Origin of the sequence: Pseudarthrobacter sp. SORGH_AS 212 (genome assembly GCF_030818145.1) — a bacterium.
In the GTDB taxonomy this organism is placed as follows: domain Bacteria; phylum Actinomycetota; class Actinomycetes; order Actinomycetales; family Micrococcaceae; genus Arthrobacter.
In genome coordinates this window covers 3,422,268-3,440,711 of sequence record NZ_JAUTAA010000001.1, presented here as the reverse complement: position 1 = coordinate 3,440,711, position 18,444 = coordinate 3,422,268, and the positions used below count along the sequence as shown (strand labels likewise).

Genomic DNA, 18,444 nt, shown 5'->3' with positions numbered 1-18,444 from the left:
CGCCACGGAGAAACACTGTGAAGTCTCGCCTGCTCGCCGGAACGGCCGCCGTCGCACTGGCGCTCGTAGGCGCCCTCCTCATCATTGTCTACGCCAACGGCGCCGACGCACGGGCCATGGCCAATATGGAGGTCAGAGAAGTCCTGGTCGTCGAAAAGGCCATCCCCGCCGGGACCCCGGTGAACGACATGGCATCCTCACTCGTCATCCAAGACGTTCCCGCCGCCGGAATCGCTGCCACCGCCCTGACATCGCTGGACAGCAAAGCCGGAACGGTCGCTGCCGTGGATTTGGTCCCCGGCGAGCAACTGCTCGCCGAACGCCTCATCGCCCCCGAAGACGCCACGGCAAAAGGCACGGTCGAAGTGCCCGCCGGCCTGCAGGAAGTTACTTTCGAACTGGAGCCCAAGCGGGTGGTGGGGGGTCGGATCGAGGCCGGCGACCACGTCGGCATCGGCTTCAGTTTTGCGGCCGGCGCAGACAAGGCGAAACCGCTTGAGTCCAGCACGCAGCTCACCCTCCGCAAGGTCCTTGTCACAGCCGTCCAGCGGGCACCACAGACCAGCGCCGAGAAACCGGCCGACGGCAGCAACCCCCAGGACACTACCCTTCCCCAAGGATCGTTCATGGTCACGGTGGCCGTGAGCGACGTCGACGCCACCAAGATCATCTACTCCTCGAACAACGGTGACCTTTGGCTCACCAAGGAACCCCTCGACGCCAAAGACAACGGCGGCTTCATCGCCCGGAAGGACACGGTGTACAAATGAGCCGCTTCGTCCTTCTCTCCCCCAGCGGCGACTTCGACGCAAAGCTGCGCGCCGCCGTCGCGCACGGCCTCCGCGGCACCGTGCAGACCATCGCGAGCGACATCCTCCCCGCAGGCCCGGCGGAACTGTTCGCCCTCCTCAACCAGGAGCAGCCCGAGGTCCTCATCATCGGCCCGGACGTCCCCTACGACGAAGCACTCCGGTTCGCCAAGGTCTTCGATGTCCAACTTCCGGGCCTCAGCCTGGTCCTGGTCAGCGACGTCCAACCTGAAGCCTTCCTGCAGGCCATGCGCGCCGGCGTCCGCGACATCATCAGTCCGCAGGCAGACCCTACCGAAATCCGGGTCCTGCTGGAGCGTGCCTGCCAGTCGTTCGCCACCCGCCACCGCGGCCCTGAACCCCAGCCGGCAGGAAACGGCAAGGGCCTGGTCATCGGCGTCTTCTCCCCCAAAGGCGGTGTGGGAAAGACCACCCTGGCCACCAACATCGCCATCGGCCTGGGCCAGATCGCGCCCATGAGCGTGGTGATCGTGGACCTGGACCTTCAATTCGGCGACGTCGCCTCCGGCCTATACCTCAATCCGGAGCACACCGTCACGGATGCCGTCACCCCGGCCGCTGCCCAGGACTCCCTGGTACTGAAAGCCTTCCTCACCGTGCATCCCGCCGGCATTTACGCCCTGTGCGCTCCGCCGAACCCCGTGGACGCGGACCACATCACGCCGGATCACGTCAGCCGGCTGCTCGAACAGCTGGCCCAGGAGTTCCAGTACGTCATCCTGGACACCGCCCCCGGCCTGCCCGAGATCGGCCTTGCCGCCATGGAACAGTGCACCGATGTGGTGTGGGTCAGCGCCATGGACATCCCCAGCCTCCGCGGCCTGCGCTCCGGCCTGGAAGTCCTCCGCCAGCTCGAGATCATGCCCGAATCCCGCCACGTCGTGCTGAACATGGCCGACGCCAAGGCCGGCCTCAACGTCCAGGACGTGGAATCCACCATCGGCGCGCCCGTGGATGTCAGCGTCCCCCGTTCCCGCGCCATCGCCCTGTCCACCAACCGCGGCATCCCAGTCCTGCAGGAATCCAGGAAAGACCCGGCCGTGAAAAGCCTCCGCCAGCTGGTGGAGCGGTTCAACCCGGCCTGGCGCACGCAGACCCAGCGCAAGCTTCACCGAAGGGTGGTCATCTGATGAAGCTCTCCGAACGCATCAGCGCGGTCCAGAACCGCAGCCAGGCTCCGGGTGCGGGCACTGCCGTGCTTGACCGCCCCGCCGCCGTCGAGCCCACCCGCCCCGCCGGCCCGACGGCGGATGCGCACCTTCCCGCGCACCCCGCCGTCGTGCCTTCAATGCACGACGCCGACGCGCAGCAGGTGCCCAAGGCACCGGGCGTGGACGTCTTCGCAGCCATGAAGCTCCGGGCGGCCACCGCCCTTTTCGAACGGATGGGTACGCGGTTCAACGACGCCGCCGTCACCGAGCAGGAGCTCCGCAACACCGCCAAGGAAGAGCTGACCCGCATCGTCGACGCCGAGCAGGTGCCGCTGACACCCGAGGAACGCACGCGCCTGGTCCGTGACGTGGCGGACGACGTCCTCGGCTATGGCCCCCTCCAGCGCCTCTTGGACGATCCCGGGGTCACCGAAATCATGGTCAACCGCATGGACCAAATCTACGTGGAACGCGGCGGCCGGCTGACGCTCACGGACTACCGGTTCAGCTCCGAAGACCACCTGCGCAAAGTCATCGAACGGATCGTGTCCAGGGTGGGCCGCCGCATCGACGAGTCGTCCCCGCTGGTGGACGCCCGCCTGGAGGACGGCTCCCGCGTGAACGCCGTCATTCCGCCGCTCGCCGTGGGCGGCTCCTCGCTGACCATCCGTAAGTTCAGCAAGGTACCACTGACGGTCCGCAACCTCATCGACTTCGGCACCCTCACCCCGGAAATGGCCGAACTGCTCAACGCCTGCGTGAAGGCGAAGCTGAACATCATCGTCTCCGGCGGTACCGGCACCGGCAAGACCACCCTCCTCAATGTCCTGTCCTCCTTCCTGCCCGCCGACGAGCGCATCGTCACCATCGAGGACGCGGTGGAACTGCAGATCCAGCAGCAGCACGTGGTCCGCCTCGAAAGCCGGCCGCCGAATACCGAGGGCAAGGGCGAGGTCACCATCCGCGAACTGCTCCGCAACTCTCTGCGCATGCGCCCGGACCGGATTGTGGTGGGCGAGGTCCGCGGCGGCGAATCGCTGGATATGCTCCAGGCCATGAACACCGGCCACGACGGGTCCCTCTCCACCGTGCACTCCAACTCCCCCCGCGACGCCGTGGCCCGCCTGGAAACCCTGGTGCTGATGGCCGGGATGGACCTGCCGCTGCGCGCCATCCGGGAACAGATTGCCTCCGCCGTGAACCTGATCGTCCAGATCTCCCGCATGCGTGACGGGTCCCGCCGCATCACCCACGTCACCGAAGTACAGGGCATGGAAGGGGACATCGTCACCCTCCAGGACGCCTTCGTCTTCGACTACTCCGCCGGCGTCGACGCGCAGGGACGCTTCCTGGGAAGGCCTGTCGCCACCGGAATCCGGCCACGTTTCATCGACCGGTTCGAGGACCTCGGCATCCACGTATCACCCGCGGTTTTCGCCGGGCCGCTCACTGGTACTGAGAAGCCAGGGGGGCACTGATGATTCTCGCCATTGGCGCCGTCATCCTGCTGGCAGCCATCTGCCTGCTCGGTGTCGCAGTGCTCCTGCCGAGCGCCCCCACCGTGCCGCTGGACCGCCGTCGTCCGTTCGAACCCGAGCCGCCGTCCTCACTGACCCGCTTCGCGCTCTCCGCCGTCCGTTCCTTTGAACGCCTCCTTGCCGGACGGAACATCACCTTGTTCTCCCGCCCCCAGCTTGAGAATGCCGGCCTGCGCCTGAGCCAGGCCGAGTTCTTCCTGCTGGTGGGTATCGGCGCCGGCGTCGGCATGCTGGTGGGGACGGTGACAGTCAACCCCCTGGTGGGATTCCTTCTTGCTCTCCTCGCCCCGTTCGTGGGCAAGCTGGTGCTTGGTTTCCTCGCCGGCAAGCGCCGGGCGGCCTTCGACGGGCAACTGGGCGACACCCTCCAACTCCTTTCCGGTGGACTGCGGGCCGGGCACAGCATCCTGCGCGCCATCGACGCCGCCGCCGCGGAATCGCAGAAGCCCACGTCGGAGGAGATGAGGCGCGTCATCACCGAAACCAGCCTGGGCCGGGACCTGCTAGCAGCCCTCAATGACACCGCAGACCGGATGAAGAACGAGGACTTCGTCTGGATCTCGCAGGCCATCCAGATCAACCGGGAGGTAGGCGGCAACCTGGCGGACGTTTTGGACCAGGTCAACGAAACCATCCGCGAGCGCGCAGAAATCAAGGGCCACATCAAGGCGCTGGCCGCCGAAGGCAAGTTCTCCGCGTACATCCTGATCGCCATGCCGTTCGGGATCGTGGCCATGCTGCTCGCCGTCAGCCCCACCTACATGAACTCCATGTTCACGCACCCGCTCGGGTGGGCCATGATCGTCGCCTCCTTCGTACTGATGACCGTCGGCGCCCTGTGGATGCGCAAGATCATCGACCTGAAGTTCTGAGGAGCGCCATGAACCTGATAGTCATCCTCTCCCTACTCCTGGTCTGCGTCCCCCTCGGCTTCGTCGCCTGGTCCGTCCTCACGGCCGACCGGCAGGGCCGAGCCGCCGTCACCAACCTTCTGGCCCGCGGAGCAGCGCCCACCGCACCTGCCGCGGATTACAAACCCGGCCTCCTGGAAGTGATCGGCAGGCGCCTGACTGCCCCCACGTATGTGGCCGTCCTGGACCGGCTGCTCGCACTGGCCGGCCGCCCGGCGTCCATGCCGCTGGGCAAGGTCCTTGGTTCCAAACTCGCACTGGGACTGGCCGGCGTGGGCCTCGGCCTCTACCTGACAGCCAGTGGCAGCACTCCCCTGATGAAGCTGGCCGGTCTCTTTGTCCTGTTCCTGGGCTACTTCATCCCGGACCTCCTCCTCTATAGCAAGGGGCAAGAGCGCCAGAAAACCATGCAGCTGGAACTGGCGAACACGCTGGACCAGATGCTCATCTCGGTGGAGGCGGGCCTCGGTTTTGAGGGGGCCATGGCCAGGGCAGGGGATAACGGCAAGGGACCGTTGGCCGAGGAGCTGGTCCGGACGCTGCAGGACATGCAGGTGGGACGAAGCCGCCGCGAGTCCTACACCGCCCTGGCAGCGCGGACCAACATTCCCGAGCTCCGCAGTTTCGTGCAGGCAGTGGTGCAGGCGGACACCTACGGCATTGCCATCAGCAGGGTTTTGCGCGTGCAGGCCAAGGTCATGCGGGTCAAAAGGCGCCAGCGTGCCGAGGAAAAAGCGATGAAACTGCCCGTCATGATCCTGTTTCCGCTGCTCTTCTTCATATTCCCGGTCCTTTTCATCGCCATCCTGGGTCCGGCCGTCATTAATACTGTGGTCACTTTCGCCGGGCAATAGGCGCCTTGGGAACTGCTGAAGGATCACGCAAGGTTTACACAGGATCAGCTGAAATAGAACACCGCAAGAATTCCAGGAAGTAGCCTTGAACAATGCACAGTCACGATTCCGGCTCCAGCGCAGGAGGGCCGGGTCCGGGTCCGCTGCCCGCCGGGATCCCCGCGGACCGGGTCACCTCCGGCGGACGCCCCTCCCCCGATATATCCCCTCCAGGACAGCCATCGCCCGGCCAGGAAGCAGTGGGACTCTTGCCGCTCGTTGACGCTGCCGTTCTTGAGGAACTGGAGGAAGAACTCGCGGGTACCGGCATGGCCCAGCGCTTCGCCAGGGATTATGCCGCCCTGTGGGACCAGCGCTACTCCCGCCTTGCAGCCGCAGTTCAACAGCACGACGGCGACTCCGCACTGGACGCCGCCATCAGCCTGAAGATCAGCTCGGCCATGGTGGGCGGGCTGCGCCTTGCCAGGCTGGCTGAGCTGCTGGAGGCCATGATCCGCAGCGGTGACTTCGGCCAGGGCCAGGTGCTGATGGAACGGGTTGCCCAGGACGGCAGCCTGACCGTCACGGAACTCCGCAGCACCTACATCCTGGAAACCGGCTAGGATTCCCCGGGCTGCCTGGCCGGCGCCAGCCGGTAGCCAACCCCGCGGACTGTCTGCAGCCACCGGGGCGCCACCTGGTCCTCCTTCAGCTTCCGGCGCAGGTTGCCGATGTGGACCTCGACCGCCCGTTCGTCCGATTCGCTGATGTAGGCGTCCTCGTCGTAGTACTCTCCGCGGACCGCCCGGACCAGGTCCGGCCGCGTGCACACTGCACCGCCGCCCTTCAGCAGCACGTGCAGCAGGTCGAATTCACTGCGGGTGAGGGCCAGTTGTCCACCGTCAACCTCCACGGTGCGGGTGCGGGTGTTCAGTACCAGCCCGTTGTGCTGCAGGACCGCGGAGTTCTGCTGGTGCACCACTGGGACAGCGGAAGGGGGTGCCCACACAGTGGGGGCGGAGTTGTGCGAACCGATCTCGTGCCGCGGCCTGCGCATCATGGCCGAAACCCGGGCCCGCAGTTCCCTGGGCCTGAACGGCTTGGCGATGTAGTCATCAGCCCCGGCATTCAGGGCGGAGAGCAGGTCCGGTTCCTCAGTCCTGCCGGTCAGCATGACCACATATGCGTTGCTGAAATGCCGGATGCGCCGGAGAACTTCAAACCCGTCGATATCCGGCAAGCCGATGTCCAGGGTGACCACGCTGGCCTGCCTGCTGCGGACCACCTCCACCCCGGCACGCCCGTCATTTGCCGTGTGCACTTCGAAGCCGGCTTGGCTGAGAACCCCCTCCAGGAGGTTCCGCACATCCGCATCATCTTCGATTACTACAGCCACACCTAGTTCGTCGTCCATTACTGTCCCTGAGCCAGGCGGAGATGGCCCCCCTCATCGGCCCAGCGCCAATGCCACACCCGCTCCAACCATTTATACGCTACTAGTAAGTCCGGCTGATGACATCCTCTTCAATACTGGTATTCGAAAGTCAATTATTATGACAGGACGTGTGCATTACCGGATGGAAAGGGCGTGGGTAACAGTGGACAGAAGGAATTCGGCGGCGCATCGTGCCCTCGCCGGGACGGTAATCGAAGGGAGCCTGAACACCCTTTATGGCTGATTCCCTTTTCCAGCGCGGACCTGCGCGCTTCTTCCGCGGATTGGGGACCCGTTCACAGGTGGCGCTGTGCCAGTTGCCGCTGACGCTGTTGGTGGCGGCACTCGCAGTTGCCACACCGTTCGCCTGGCCGGTACTGCTGCACAGCACGCTCTACATGGCAGGCATTGTCCTGCACGCGCTTCTTTTCCTTGCCTGCTTCCTGGTGCCGTGGGAGCGGCTCGAGCACCGCCCGTACCTGCTGATTCCGGTCTTGGACTTTGCCGCCGTCGGGTTGCTGCGCAATGGTGCCGCACCACTGCTGCCGGGCCTTGCGGTCCTGGTGGTGTTCCCGGTGATCTGGCTGTCCGCCTCCGGCATGCTGGCCCGCAGCGGGCTGATCCTGAGCTTTGCCGGGCCGCTGTTCATCATGCTTCCCTCTGCCCTGGAAAGGCTGCCGCACTGGACGGCGGCGGACATCACCACGGTGGTCCTCTTCCCGCTGATGATGTTGGCCGTGTCCCTGGCCATCCGGTTCGCCAGTTCCGGGCTGCGGGTCCAGCAACGTGAGCTGGCCAGGAAGGACGCTGAGCTGCGGTCACTGCTGCACCAGAGCCGGGAACGGGAGGAGCTGCTCCAAACGGTACTGGACGCCACGGACGTCGGAATTGCCGCCGTCGACCGTTCCGGGAACTTCCTGGTCTCCAACAACCGGCAACGGACGTTCCGCCGGGCAACTGGCGCCGACGACGCCGTTGCCGGGCAGGGCAACCAGCTGGTCTTCGGGCAGGACAAGACCACGCTGTTGCCGGCAGACAGGCGTCCCATCAGCAGGGCCATCGCCGGCGAATCCTTCTCCGACTACCTCGTGTGGGCCGGGGAGGGTCCGGAGCAGCGGGCGGTGTCCACCGCTGCCCGGCCGCTGGTTTCCGAGGACGGCCGGCTCACCGGTGCCGTAGTGGTGTACAACGACGTGACGGGCTGGGTTGAGGCCCTGGCCGCGAACCAGGAGTTGGTGTCAAATGTCTCGCACGAGTTCAAGACACCGCTGAACTCCATCATCGGCAACGTTGACCTGGTCCTGGACGACGTCGCTGCCCTTCCGCCCCACCTGGTCAAACGGCTCGAAGTGGTGCAGAGGAACTCCGAGCGGCTGCTCGCCCTCGTTTCGGACCTTTCCGCCACCGCTTCGACCGCGCTGAACGTCCACCCGAAACGGACGGACCTGGCCAGCGTGGTGGAAACCAGCATCGGCTCCGCCCAGGCCCTGGCCGAACGGTCCGGCATCGAGCTCGCTGCTGACGTACCGGCACCGCTGTGGGCTTACGCCGACCCCCTGCGCATCGGCCAGGCACTGGACAACCTCGTGTCGAACGCCATCAAATATTCGCCCGACGGCGGCAGGATCAGTATCCGCGCACAGCCCGGCGGCCGCTGGGTGCAGCTCAGCGTCAGCGATACCGGGATGGGCCTGGGCGCACTGGACTCGGCCCGGGTCTTCCAGCGATTCTTCCGCACCGAGGCCGCCCGCAGCGCATCCATCGCTGGCGCCGGGCTTGGCCTGTCCATCACGAAGATGATCGTCGAAGGACACGGCGGCACCATCTCCTGCGAGAGCGTCAAGGGCGAGGGAAGTACGTTCACGCTCACCTTGCCGGCGGATGGACCAACGGCGGCGTTCTAGTTGTGGATGGCTGGGCCCACGCCCGCGGGGTTCCCTGGCCGAGCTTGCGAGGTTAGGGGGCGGGTGGGGATTAGTGTTCCCGCCGTGCCCGGGTGAGTTCGGCCCGGGCCAGCAAGTCACTGTCGGACGGGTACGCCACTTCCTCGAACACCAATGGATGCGGGGCCGCCAGGACGGACTTGGCATCGCGCTTTTGTGCCAGCAGGCGCTCGTACAGCCACCCGGGTTCCACGGCGCCCTCCCCCACGTACAGGGCCGAACCGATCAGGGCGCGGACCATGTTGTGGCAGAAGGCGTCGGCCTGCACGGTGGCCACGATGGCGCCGTCTTCAGCGCGGGCAAATTCGAAGCGCTGCAGTTCCCTGATAGTGGTGGCACCTTCACGGGGCTTACAGAAGGACAGGAAGTTCTGCAGGCCCAGCAGCTTGGAAGCTCCCTCATTCAACAGGGAAACGTCCAGCGGGCTCTTGTGCCACAGCGTGAAAGCGCGCTCCAGCGGATCCCACAGCGCCGGGCCGTCGGCGATCCGGTAGCTGTAGCGGCGCCACAGGGCCGAGAACCGCGCATCGAAACCTGGCGGTGCCGGGGTGATTCTGCGGACCTGCACGGCGCCGGTCAGGTCGCCCAGCACGCGGTTCAGCGCCCCGCGTAGCCTTCGCGTCATCGCAACGGCGGGATCGAGTTCCTGCCCCCGCGCCATCCCGTGCCACTCGCTTTCCGCGAGGTCCAGGTGCACCACCTGGCCACGGGCGTGCACACCGGCATCGGTGCGGCCGGCGACGGTCACCCGAAGAGGTCGCCGGACCAGCAGCTCAAGGGCCTCTTCGAGTGCGCCCTGGACCGTGCGGCGTCCCGGCTGGAGCGCCCACCCACTGAAGGGGCCGCCGTCGTACGACAGGTCTAACCGGATACGCAAAAACCCGCCGCCCCCCAATACGGGGGCCGCGGGTTTTTGGTGGTTCATAGACTCAAGTCTATGCGAAGAAAATCAGCGAATTACTTCGCGTCCTTCTCTTCAGCAGGAGCTTCCTCAGCGGCCGGAGCCTCTTCGGTTGCGGCAGCTTCCTCAGCGGCCGGAGCCTCTTCGGTTGCCGCAGCTTCCTCAGCAGCAGGAGCCTCGGCAGCTTCTTCAGCAACCGGTGCTTCCTCGGCGGCCGGAGCAGCCTTGTCAGCATCGCGCTTGGCAGCAGCAGTAGCTTCAGCAACTACGGCCTGCTTGGCCGAAACCGGCTCGAGAACCAGTTCGATGACAGCCATGGGAGCGTTGTCGCCCTTGCGGTTGCCGATCTTGGTGATGCGGGTGTAGCCGCCGTCGCGGTTCTCCACTGCCTGGGCGATGTCGGTGAACAGCTCGTGGACGACGCCCTTGTTGCTGATCAGGCCGAGAACCCGGCGGCGGGAAGCGAGGTCGCCGCGCTTGGCGAAGGTCACCAGGCGCTCTGCGTACGGCTTAAGGCGCTTGGCCTTGGTCACCGTGGTGGTGATCCGCTTGTGCTCGAACAGTGCTGCTGCCAGGTTCGCGAGCATGAGGCGCTCGTGAGCCGGGCCGCCGCCGAGGCGCGGACCCTTAGTGGGGGTAGGCATATTTGTTTCTCCTCATGTGGAAGCCGTTGGGCGGCACACCGTGGTGCTGCCCGCCGGCCAAGGTCTGGTTTAGAGTTCGTCGTCGCCGAAGGCGGCGTCGTCCTCTTCGATTGCTGCGGCGCGTGCTGCGAGGTCAAAACCGGGAGGCGAGTCCTTGAGGGACAGGCCCAGTTCAACCAGCTTTGCCTTGACCTCGTCAATGGACTTGGCACCGAAGTTGCGGATGTCCATCAGGTCGGCCTCGGAGCGTGCAACGAGTTCACCCACGGTGTGGATGCCCTCACGCTTGAGGCAGTTGTAGGAACGGACGGTGAGGTCCAGATCCTCGATCGGCAGTGCCATATCGGCTGCCAGGGCAGCGTCAGTGGGCGACGGGCCGATCTCGATACCTTCAGCTGCGGTGTTCAGCTCACGGGCCAGACCGAACAGTTCCACCAGGGTGGTACCTGCGGAAGCAACAGCATCGCGCGGGGCGATGGCCTGCTTGGTCTCGACGTCGACAATCAGCTTGTCGAAGTCGGTGCGCTGCTCAACACGGGTTGCTTCCACGCGGAAAGTAACCTTCAGCACCGGCGAGTAGATGGAGTCGACCGGGATACGGCCGATCTCTGCGTCGCCGGACTTGTTCTGAGCTGCCGAAACGTAGCCGCGGCCGCGCTCGATGGTCAGTTCGAGTTCGAACTTGCCCTTCGAGTTCAGCGTGGCAATGTGCAGATCCGGGTTGTGGAATTCGACGCCGGCCGGCGGAGCGATGTCCGCGGCAGTGACGACTCCGGGTCCCTGCTTGCGCAGGTAAGCCACAACAGGCTCGTCGTGCTCGGAGGAAACCGAGAGGCTCTTGATGTTCAGGATGATCTCAGTGACATCTTCCTTGACACCCGGAACCGTGGTGAACTCGTGCAGCACGCCATCGATCCGGATGCTGGTTACAGCGGCACCGGGGATGGAGGAGAGCAGGGTACGGCGGAGGGAGTTGCCGAGGGTGTAGCCGAAGCCCGGTTCCAGCGGTTCGATGATGAAACGCGAACGGTTTTCGGAGACTACCTCTTCGGAGAGGGTGGGGCGCTGTGCAATGAGCACTTAGGTTTCCTTTCGGCGAGCATCCGCTATATGACGCAACACAGGTGGTGGAAATTCGGTCTGAGACTTAACGCGCTGGGCTTGCCCGGCCCATTGCTGGTCCGGGCAAGCTCTGCGGCAGAAAGACTTAGACGCGGCGGCGCTTCGGCGGGCGGCAGCCGTTGTGCGCTGCGGGGGTGACGTCCTGGATGGAGCCAACCTCGAGGCCTGCGGCCTGCAGCGAACGGATTGCGGTTTCGCGTCCGGAACCCGGTCCCTTGACGAAAACGTCTACCTTGCGCATGCCGTGCTCCTGCGCACGCTTTGCGGCGGCTTCGGCAGCCATCTGGGCAGCGAACGGGGTGGACTTACGCGAGCCCTTGAAGCCAACCTCACCAGAGGAAGCCCAGGAAATAACAGCGCCGGTCGGATCCGTGATGGAAACGATGGTGTTGTTAAAGGTGCTCTTGATGTGCGCCTGGCCGAGCGCGATATTCTTCTTGTCCTTCTTACGCGGCTTACGGACGGCGCCACGAGTCTTTGGGGGCATTTCTTCTCCTACAGAAAGTTATTGGGGAAAGCTCCGTTAATCCCGACGGGGATTTTAACGGGCCTTCTTCTTGCCGGCGACGGTACGCTTCGGGCCCTTGCGGGTACGGGCGTTGGTCTTCGTACGCTGACCGCGTACGGGCAGGCCCTTGCGGTGGCGCAGGCCTTCGTAGCTGCCGATTTCAACCTTGCGGCGGATGTCAGCTGCTACTTCGCGGCGAAGGTCACCCTCAACCTTGTAGTTGCCTTCGATGTAGTCACGCAGCTCAACCAGCTGGGCATCGGTCAGGTCCTTGACGCGGACGTCAGCGCTGATGCCAGTGGCGGCCAGGGTTTCGTGTGCACGGGTCTTGCCCACGCCGTAGATGTAAGTAAGCGCAATTTCCAGCCGCTTTTCGCGGGGAATGTCTACGCCAGCGAGACGAGCCATAGTGGCGGTACTCCTTGAATAAACCGGAGGTCGTAGGCAGTACACCCGCACGTTACGTACGGCCCCAGCCTCCGACCGGGGGTTAGCTGTCCGGACTCGTTAGAGCTCAATGTTCCAGATCAGCTTGTGCTGCCTTTATTTACTTGCGTGGGTTAGCAACCCAGGGTTTCCTTCAGGGAAGGAAATTAGCCCTGGCGCTGCTTGTGGCGCGGGTTCTCGCAGATCACCATGACCCGGCCGTTACGGCGGATCACTTTGCACTTTTCGCAGATCTGCTTGACGCTCGGCTTGACCTTCATGGCGTTCCTTTGCGTGTGGCAGTGGTCAACTGGAGCGGCATTCAATTCGCACTGAAGCCGCCCAGCAATTTACTTGTAGCGGTAGACGATACGACCACGGGTGAGGTCGTACGGGCTCAGCTCCACCACTACGCGGTCCTCCGGGAGGATCCTGATGTAGTGCTGGCGCATCTTTCCAGAGATGTGTGCCAGAACGATGTGCTTGTTGGTGAGCTCAACGCGAAACATCGCGTTAGGCAGCGCCTCGGTCACAACGCCTTCGATCTCAATGACCCCGTCCTTCTTGGCCATACCCTCCGCTAACTGTTGTTGCCGCAGCCCTGCCGGATTGCACCGGGCATGGCCACGAACGTTTTTGTTGGATCGATTGTCATCAGCGGGCCCAAAAGGGCGTGGCAGTCCAGACAACCAACAAGCAACACTACGCCATTTAGCAGCGAAAGTTAAATCCAGCCATGCTAGCGCATCTGCCCGCCGTACGCACCATAGTCACCCGCCGGGGTCCTGACCGGTTCCGCGCGTGCCACACCGTCCAGGACGGCCAGGCGTACGACGTCGGCTGCCGTACTTTGCAGGGTGACGAGGCTCAGCTGGCGGGCGGCTTGGTCCGAGCGGTCCAGGGCCGAGGCTCCGGTTGCGAGGCAAAACACCGTGTCCCCGTCCGCCAGGGTGTGCGATGGATTGAGGGCCCGCGCGATCCCGGCATGGGACGCGGCAGCGGTGCGCTTGCACTCCGCCACATCGAGCACGGCATTGGTGGCGACCACGATGAGGGTGGTGTTCAGCGGTCCCTGGCTGGCTTCCGCCTCACCAGCCGAAGCCCTCGGCGTGCTCGCTCGTTCCTCCCCACCGGCTCCCTCGCCTCGCAAGCTCGGCCAGGGAACCCCGCCGTCGTGGCCCCCGCTTAGACGCACGCTGCCGGGCTCCGCCAGCTGGGTCGTTGTGCCGAAAGGAAGTCCCAGCGCATTCACTATGGCCAGTGCTCCGACAACCACGCCGTTCTCCAGCGTGACCGATGCCGTGCCGACTCCGCCCTTGAACTGCCCCCTGCCGATGAGCGCTCCGGTGCCGGCTCCGACGTTGCCGCGTTCGACGACGTGCCCCTCCGGACGTGCCGCAGCCGCCGCCGTCGCCGCGTAGCCCATGTCCGGCGTCGGACGCGCCGAAAAGTCGCCTCCCCTGCCCAGGTCGAAGATCGCCGCGGCCGGGACGATGGGCACCACTCCCCCGGGAACGGCGAAGCCCCGGCCATCCTCCTCGCACCACCGCTGCGCCCCGGCGGCGGAAGCCAAGCCGTAGGCGCTGCCTCCGGTCAGCACCACCGCATCCACCTGCTGGACCAGGGTGGTGGGGTCCAAAGCGTCGGTCTCGTGGGTTGCCGGGCCGCCGCCCTGGACCTCCACTGAGCCCACGGTCCCGCGGGGCGGCAGGACCACCGTCACTCCCGTCAGCCAGCCGTCGCCGGCTTTCTGGACATGGCCTACCCGGATACCGGGCACATCCGTCAAAGATCCCATGCGCCCAATTCTGCTCCTTCACCTGCGCAAACAGTATGGAAACGGCAACGGAAGGCTCGGCCAACAGTTAGTGCCCGGGCCGCTTTTCGGGCTTCCCGCCCGTGGCCGTGTGGTGGAGTGAGAGTCGACTTCCTGACCGCGCGCCTGCCTCCAGGCCCCCTTTCCAGAAGAGACCCATGACTGCTTCCCTCGCCGGGTCCAGGACAGACCTGCCCGCCGGACCGCCGGCCGGCCTTTCCGGACCCGTTCCCCGCCGCCGCTGGTCCGCCAGGTCCCGCCGGGACTTCTTCGTTTTCCTGGCCCTCGCATTTCCCAACCTGCTGCTGATCGGCACTTTCACGTACCTGCCGCTGATTAACAACATCTACTACTCCACGTTGGACTGGACGCTGGGTTCTGCGTCCGCCACCGTCGTCGGACTGGACAACTACCTGACGTTCTTCACCAGCGCGGACGCCGGTAAGGTGCTCGGCACCACCGCGGTCTTTACCGCCACCACCGTGGGCGGATCGATGGTCCTGGGGCTGCTGGTGGCCCTGGCGCTGAACAGCAAGGTGCGCGGCACCACGTTCGCCCGGGCAGCGGTCTTCGCCCCGTACGTGCTCTCCGGCGTGGGAGTGGGCCTGGTGTGGCTGTTCATTTTCGACCCCGGCTATGGTGTCCTGTCCTGGATCCTCCGCGGGCTGGGCCAGCAGAGCCCGCAGTGGATCAACGACCCCCAGCTCTCCCTGGCCATGGTGATCCTGGTCTACGTGTGGAAGAACCTGGGCTATTGCGCGGTGGTGTTCCTTGCGGGGTTGCAGTCGCTGCCCAAGGACGTCATGGAGGCCGCCGCCCTGGACGGGGCGGGAAGCTTCCGCCGCTTCCTGAGCATCTCCGTGCCGCTGCTTTCACCCACCACGTTCTTCCTGCTGATCACCACCATGCTCAGCTCCCTGCAGGCCTTTGACCTGATCCGGATCATGACCCCACTGGGTTCCGGCACCAGCACCCTGATCTACGAGGCGTACCTGCAGGCGTTCGGCGCCTACAACCGCGCGGGCTACTCGGCGGCAGTCTCCGTGGTGCTGTTCGTGATCCTCCTGGTCATCACCGTGCTGCAGCTCCGCTTTGTCGAAAAGAAGGTGCACTACTCATGACAGCGCCCACGGCACCTGCCGCCCGCGAGACAAGCCAGACGCGCGACGGCGGGACCCCGCCCCGGGCGCGTGCCTTCAGCCGGCAAAACCTCGCGGCCACCCTGCTCACCGGATACCTGCCGCTCGCGGCCGCCGTCCTGGTGGTGTTCCTGCCGCTGCTGTGGATGGTCCTCAGCTCGTTCAAGCAGCCCGGGGAGATTGTCACCCTGGACCTCAAGGTGCTGCCTGAAGGCCTCAACCTGGAGAACTACGCGGTAGCCATGACCACCGTCCCGTTCGGACAGTTCTTCCTCAACAGCACGGTGGTCACCGTGGCGGGCTCCGGCATCAAGGTACTGCTGGCTATCCTCACGGCCTATGCGCTGGTGTTTGTCCCGTTTCCGTTCAAGAAGCTGATCTTCGTGCTGATCCTGGTGGCCCTCATGGTTCCCGCGCAGGTGTCCATCCTGCCCAACTACATCCTGATCGCCGGGATGGGTGGGAAGAACACCCTGTGGGGCATTATCCTTCCCGGCCTCGGCACAGCGTTCGGGACCTTCCTGCTGCGCCAGCACTTCCTCACGCTGCCCGCGTCCATCCTCGAGGCGGCCGAGATCGACGGTGCCGGACACTGGCGGCGGTTGTGGCAGGTGGTGGCCCCGGTGTCCCTGCCCTCGATTGCCACCGTGGCCCTGGTGACTGTGGTCAGTGAGTGGAATGAATACATCTGGCCGCTGATCATCACCGACAAGCCCGAAAGCATGACCCTGCCCGTGGGCCTCACCCTGCTGCAGAACTCAGAAGGCAACGGCGCGGGCTGGGGCATCATGATGGCCGGCGCGGTGCTGGTCATCCTGCCCATCCTCGTGGTGTTCGCCATGCTGCAGCGCTACATCGTCGCCGGCCTGACGCAGGGAAGCGTCACCGGCTGACCCGGCCGGCCACCCGGCGTCGGCCCCTGCTCTTTCCTCCTCCGCATCAAGCCGGTTGATGGGCTGCGCCCGCAGCACCCCACCGGCACCACAGAAAGGCACCACCTTGGCACGAAACATCTTCACCTCTCCGGTGGACCGGCGGCTCTTCCTCTCCCTGGCAGGCGCCGGGGCGGGCGCGGCGGCCCTCACCGCTTGCGGCGGTCCCTCCACCTCGGCTGGCCCCGGGCCGGCCACCGCGACGCTGGATTTCGACGGCGTGAAGCCCGCCGCGTCATTCGACTTCTGGTCCAACCACCCCGGCAAGTCGCAGGAGGTGGAGAAAAGCATCATCGCGAAGTTCCAGGCCAAGCACCCGGACATCAAAGTCAACCTGGTCACGGCCGGTGCGAACTATGAGGAGATTGCCCAGAAGTTCCAGACCGCGCAGGCCGCCAAGTCGGGCCTTCCCGCGCTGGTGGTCCTCTCCGACGTGTGGTGGTTCCGCTACTACCTGAACGAAAGCATCATCCCGCTGGACGCCCTCATCAAGCAGCTGGACGTCAAGCTGGACGATTTCCGCACCTCGCTGGTGGACGACTACAAGTACGACGGCCAGCAGTGGGCGCTCCCCTACGGCCGTTCCACCCCGCTGTTCTACTACAACAAGGACCACTTCGCCGCCGCCGGCCTTCCGGACCGTGCGCCAGCCACCTGGCAGGAATTCGCCGAGTGGGCACCGAAGCTCAAGGCAGCCACCGGGGCACAATACGCATTCATGCATCCGGCCCTTGCCGGATACGCGGGCTGGACGCTGCAGAACAATCTGTGGGGGGAAGGCGGCGGCTGGTCCAAGGACTGGGACATCACGTGCGACTCGCCCGAATCGGTGGCGGCGCTCCAGGCGGTACAGGACTCCGTCTACAAGGACAGCTGGGCCGGAGTGTCTTCGAAGGAATCCGCTGACGACTTCGCCGCGGGGCTGGCCTCGGCCACCCTGTCCTCCACGGGCTCGCTGATTGGGATCCTGAAATCGGCCTCTTTCAACGTGGGCGTCGGGTTCCTGCCCGGCGGCTCCCGGGCCAAGACCGGAGTCTGCCCCACCGGCGGGGCGGGCCTGGGCATCCCCAGCGGCGTGACCCGAGAGGAACAGCTCGCAGCCGCGATGTTCCTCCAGTTCGTCACCGAACCCGAAAACACCGCAGAGTTCTCCGCCGCCACCGGCTATATGCCCACGCGCACGTCAGCGGACATGACTGCAGTGCTGGCCAAGACCCCGCAAATCAAGACCGCCATGGACCAGCTGTCCGTCACCCGCGTCCAGGACAACGCCCGCGCGTTCCTCCCCGGCGCCGACCAGGAGATGGCAAAAGCCGCCGCGAAGATCCTCACCCAGCAGGCCGACGTCAAGGCCACCATGACAGAACTGAAGTCGACCCTTGAGGGCCTCTACACCAAGGACGTGAAGCCCAAGTTGAAGGCATAGCGCACCTGCTCAGCGGGGTTCATCGGGCAGGGCAGGGCCGTTGCTTAAGCTATCGATTCTCGATAGTCTTCCATTGTTATTCGATATGGGAGCTGTAATGGGAAAAATGACGGTCCTTGCCCTGCGCGTGGTCATCGCGATGGTCCTGGCAGGTTCACTGTTCGTTCAGGTGCGGATGGTGCCGCTGTTGTCCGCCGATTTGCAAGAGGCCGGCGCACCGAACGGCGCGCGTTTGGGCTTTCTGGCGATTGTGGTGCTGGGCATTGCCTGCGTGCAGGTCACCGCCGTGTGTGTCTGGCGGCTGCTGACCATGGTGCGCCGCGGGACGGTCTTCTCGCAGGGGGCCTTCCGGTACGTGGACGTGATCTTCGGCGCCATCTCCGCCGCCTCTGCACTGGCGTTCGGGATGGCAGTCCTGCTGGCACCCGGGGACGTTGCGCCCGGCGTCGTCCTGCTGGTCTGCGGTGCGGCCCTGATGGTGGCCGGCGTGGCACTCATCGTCCTGGTGCTGCGGACGCTGCTGGCCCAGGCAGTGGCACGGGACGCAGAGGCCACGCACCTGCGCACCGAACTCGACGAGGTCATCTGATGCCCATCATCGTGGACATCGATGTGGTCCTGGCCCGGCGCAAGATGTCAGTAGGGTCCTTGGCCGAACGTGTGGGCATCACGCCGGCAAACCTGGCCGTACTCAAGAACGGCCGGGCAAAGGCAGTCCGGTTCACCACACTGGAAGCACTCTGCGAAGTCCTGGAGTGCCAGCCCGGCGACCTGCTGCGCTGGGTGCCCGGGGACGGCCCCGCCGACGCTGACTCCGACGATGGGCCCGCCGGTGCACGTAGGCCGGTCCCCCACACCCCCAACTGAGTAGCAGCAGATGTCCTTCTGG

General features: G+C 65.2%; 21 protein-coding genes. 12 read left to right on the top strand and 9 right to left on the bottom strand.

The window, feature by feature from the left end; translation table 11 throughout:
- Positions 1–17: 17 nt before the first annotated feature.
- From QE394_RS15800 to QE394_RS15775, 6 genes are all read left to right on the top strand, one after another.
- Entirely contained in the window at positions 18–770 is a 753-nt protein-coding gene (locus tag QE394_RS15800; RefSeq protein WP_349035029.1) for an RcpC/CpaB family pilus assembly protein, read from the top strand.
- Positions 767–1,960, top strand: a complete 1,194-nt coding sequence (locus tag QE394_RS15795) for an AAA family ATPase (protein ID WP_349035028.1) — start codon at positions 767–769, stop codon at positions 1,958–1,960. Before QE394_RS15800 ends, QE394_RS15795 begins: the two co-directional genes overlap by 4 nt.
- Complete coding sequence (locus QE394_RS15790; RefSeq protein WP_349035027.1) at positions 1,960–3,459, top strand: CpaF family protein; 1,500 nt, start codon at positions 1,960–1,962, stop codon at positions 3,457–3,459. Before QE394_RS15795 ends, QE394_RS15790 begins: the two co-directional genes overlap by 1 nt.
- Positions 3,459–4,391 carry a type II secretion system F family protein gene (locus QE394_RS15785; RefSeq protein ID WP_349035026.1) on the top strand — a complete coding sequence of 311 codons (933 nt, stop codon included), beginning with the start codon at positions 3,459–3,461 and terminating at the stop codon, positions 4,389–4,391. Before QE394_RS15790 ends, QE394_RS15785 begins: the two co-directional genes overlap by 1 nt.
- Positions 4,392–4,399: 8 nt before the next feature.
- Positions 4,400–5,284, top strand: coding sequence for a type II secretion system F family protein (locus tag QE394_RS15780; RefSeq protein ID WP_349035025.1), 885 nt, complete (start codon positions 4,400–4,402; stop codon positions 5,282–5,284).
- A 92-nt stretch (positions 5,285–5,376) separates the two neighbouring features.
- A complete protein-coding gene (locus tag QE394_RS15775; protein ID WP_056075326.1) occupies positions 5,377–5,886 on the top strand; it encodes a hypothetical protein in 510 nt (169 codons plus the stop codon).
- On the opposite strand, the gene QE394_RS15770 is transcribed toward QE394_RS15775, so the two are convergent.
- Positions 5,883–6,677, bottom strand: coding sequence for a response regulator transcription factor (locus QE394_RS15770; RefSeq protein WP_349035024.1), 795 nt, complete (start codon positions 6,675–6,677; stop codon positions 5,883–5,885). The genes QE394_RS15775 and QE394_RS15770 overlap by 4 nt on opposite strands.
- Positions 6,678–6,934: 257 nt before the next feature.
- On the opposite strand from QE394_RS15770, the gene QE394_RS15765 reads away from it, so the two are divergent.
- On the top strand, positions 6,935–8,602 hold the full coding sequence (locus QE394_RS15765; protein ID WP_349035023.1) for an ATP-binding protein: 1,668 nt from the start codon (positions 6,935–6,937) through the stop codon (positions 8,600–8,602).
- Positions 8,603–8,672: 70 nt separating this feature from the next.
- Here the strand turns inward: QE394_RS15765 and truA are convergent, their stop codons facing one another.
- The 8 genes from truA to QE394_RS15725 all read right to left on the bottom strand — a co-directional run bounded on the left by truA (position 8,673) and on the right by QE394_RS15725 (position 14,040).
- Positions 8,673–9,566, bottom strand: coding sequence for a tRNA pseudouridine(38-40) synthase TruA (gene truA / locus QE394_RS15760; protein ID WP_349035022.1), 894 nt, complete (start codon positions 9,564–9,566; stop codon positions 8,673–8,675).
- Positions 9,567–9,598: 32 nt separating this feature from the next.
- Positions 9,599–10,186: a 50S ribosomal protein L17 gene (gene rplQ, locus QE394_RS15755; protein ID WP_056075337.1), complete on the bottom strand. Its 588-nt coding sequence runs from the start codon at positions 10,184–10,186 to the stop codon at positions 9,599–9,601.
- Between the two features lie 69 nt (positions 10,187–10,255).
- Entirely contained in the window at positions 10,256–11,266 is a 1,011-nt protein-coding gene (locus QE394_RS15750; RefSeq protein WP_013601812.1) for a DNA-directed RNA polymerase subunit alpha, read from the bottom strand.
- Positions 11,267–11,393: 127 nt separating this feature from the next.
- On the bottom strand, positions 11,394–11,795 hold the full coding sequence (rpsK, locus tag QE394_RS15745) for a 30S ribosomal protein S11 (protein ID WP_009358720.1): 402 nt from the start codon (positions 11,793–11,795) through the stop codon (positions 11,394–11,396).
- A gap of 54 nt (positions 11,796–11,849) precedes the next feature.
- Positions 11,850–12,224 (bottom strand): 30S ribosomal protein S13, encoded by a 375-nt coding sequence (gene rpsM / locus QE394_RS15740; RefSeq protein ID WP_003803743.1) that lies wholly within the window; start codon positions 12,222–12,224, stop codon positions 11,850–11,852.
- Positions 12,225–12,409: 185 nt separating this feature from the next.
- Positions 12,410–12,523 carry a 50S ribosomal protein L36 gene (rpmJ, locus tag QE394_RS15735; protein WP_009358722.1) on the bottom strand — a complete coding sequence of 38 codons (114 nt, stop codon included), beginning with the start codon at positions 12,521–12,523 and terminating at the stop codon, positions 12,410–12,412.
- Positions 12,524–12,592: 69 nt separating this feature from the next.
- Positions 12,593–12,814: a translation initiation factor IF-1 gene (gene infA / locus QE394_RS15730; protein WP_009358723.1), complete on the bottom strand. Its 222-nt coding sequence runs from the start codon at positions 12,812–12,814 to the stop codon at positions 12,593–12,595.
- A gap of 167 nt (positions 12,815–12,981) precedes the next feature.
- Positions 12,982–14,040 carry a P1 family peptidase gene (locus QE394_RS15725; RefSeq protein ID WP_349035021.1) on the bottom strand — a complete coding sequence of 353 codons (1,059 nt, stop codon included), beginning with the start codon at positions 14,038–14,040 and terminating at the stop codon, positions 12,982–12,984.
- Positions 14,041–14,216: 176 nt separating this feature from the next.
- Between QE394_RS15725 and QE394_RS15720 the strand changes: the two genes are divergently transcribed.
- From QE394_RS15720 to QE394_RS15700, 5 genes are all read left to right on the top strand, one after another.
- Positions 14,217–15,179 (top strand): sugar ABC transporter permease, encoded by a 963-nt coding sequence (locus tag QE394_RS15720; RefSeq protein ID WP_200937640.1) that lies wholly within the window; start codon positions 14,217–14,219, stop codon positions 15,177–15,179.
- Positions 15,176–16,090: a carbohydrate ABC transporter permease gene (locus QE394_RS15715; protein WP_349035020.1), complete on the top strand. Its 915-nt coding sequence runs from the start codon at positions 15,176–15,178 to the stop codon at positions 16,088–16,090. Before QE394_RS15720 ends, QE394_RS15715 begins: the two co-directional genes overlap by 4 nt.
- Before the next feature lie 106 nt (positions 16,091–16,196).
- Positions 16,197–17,555 (top strand): ABC transporter substrate-binding protein, encoded by a 1,359-nt coding sequence (locus tag QE394_RS15710; RefSeq protein WP_261618686.1) that lies wholly within the window; start codon positions 16,197–16,199, stop codon positions 17,553–17,555.
- A gap of 97 nt (positions 17,556–17,652) precedes the next feature.
- The gene (locus QE394_RS15705) at positions 17,653–18,144 is read left to right on the top strand and encodes a DUF2975 domain-containing protein (RefSeq protein WP_349035019.1); all 492 of its coding nucleotides are present in this window, start codon (positions 17,653–17,655) and stop codon (positions 18,142–18,144) included.
- Positions 18,144–18,422: a helix-turn-helix transcriptional regulator gene (locus tag QE394_RS15700; protein WP_349035018.1), complete on the top strand. Its 279-nt coding sequence runs from the start codon at positions 18,144–18,146 to the stop codon at positions 18,420–18,422. Before QE394_RS15705 ends, QE394_RS15700 begins: the two co-directional genes overlap by 1 nt.
- The last annotated feature ends 22 nt before the right edge of the window (positions 18,423–18,444 follow it).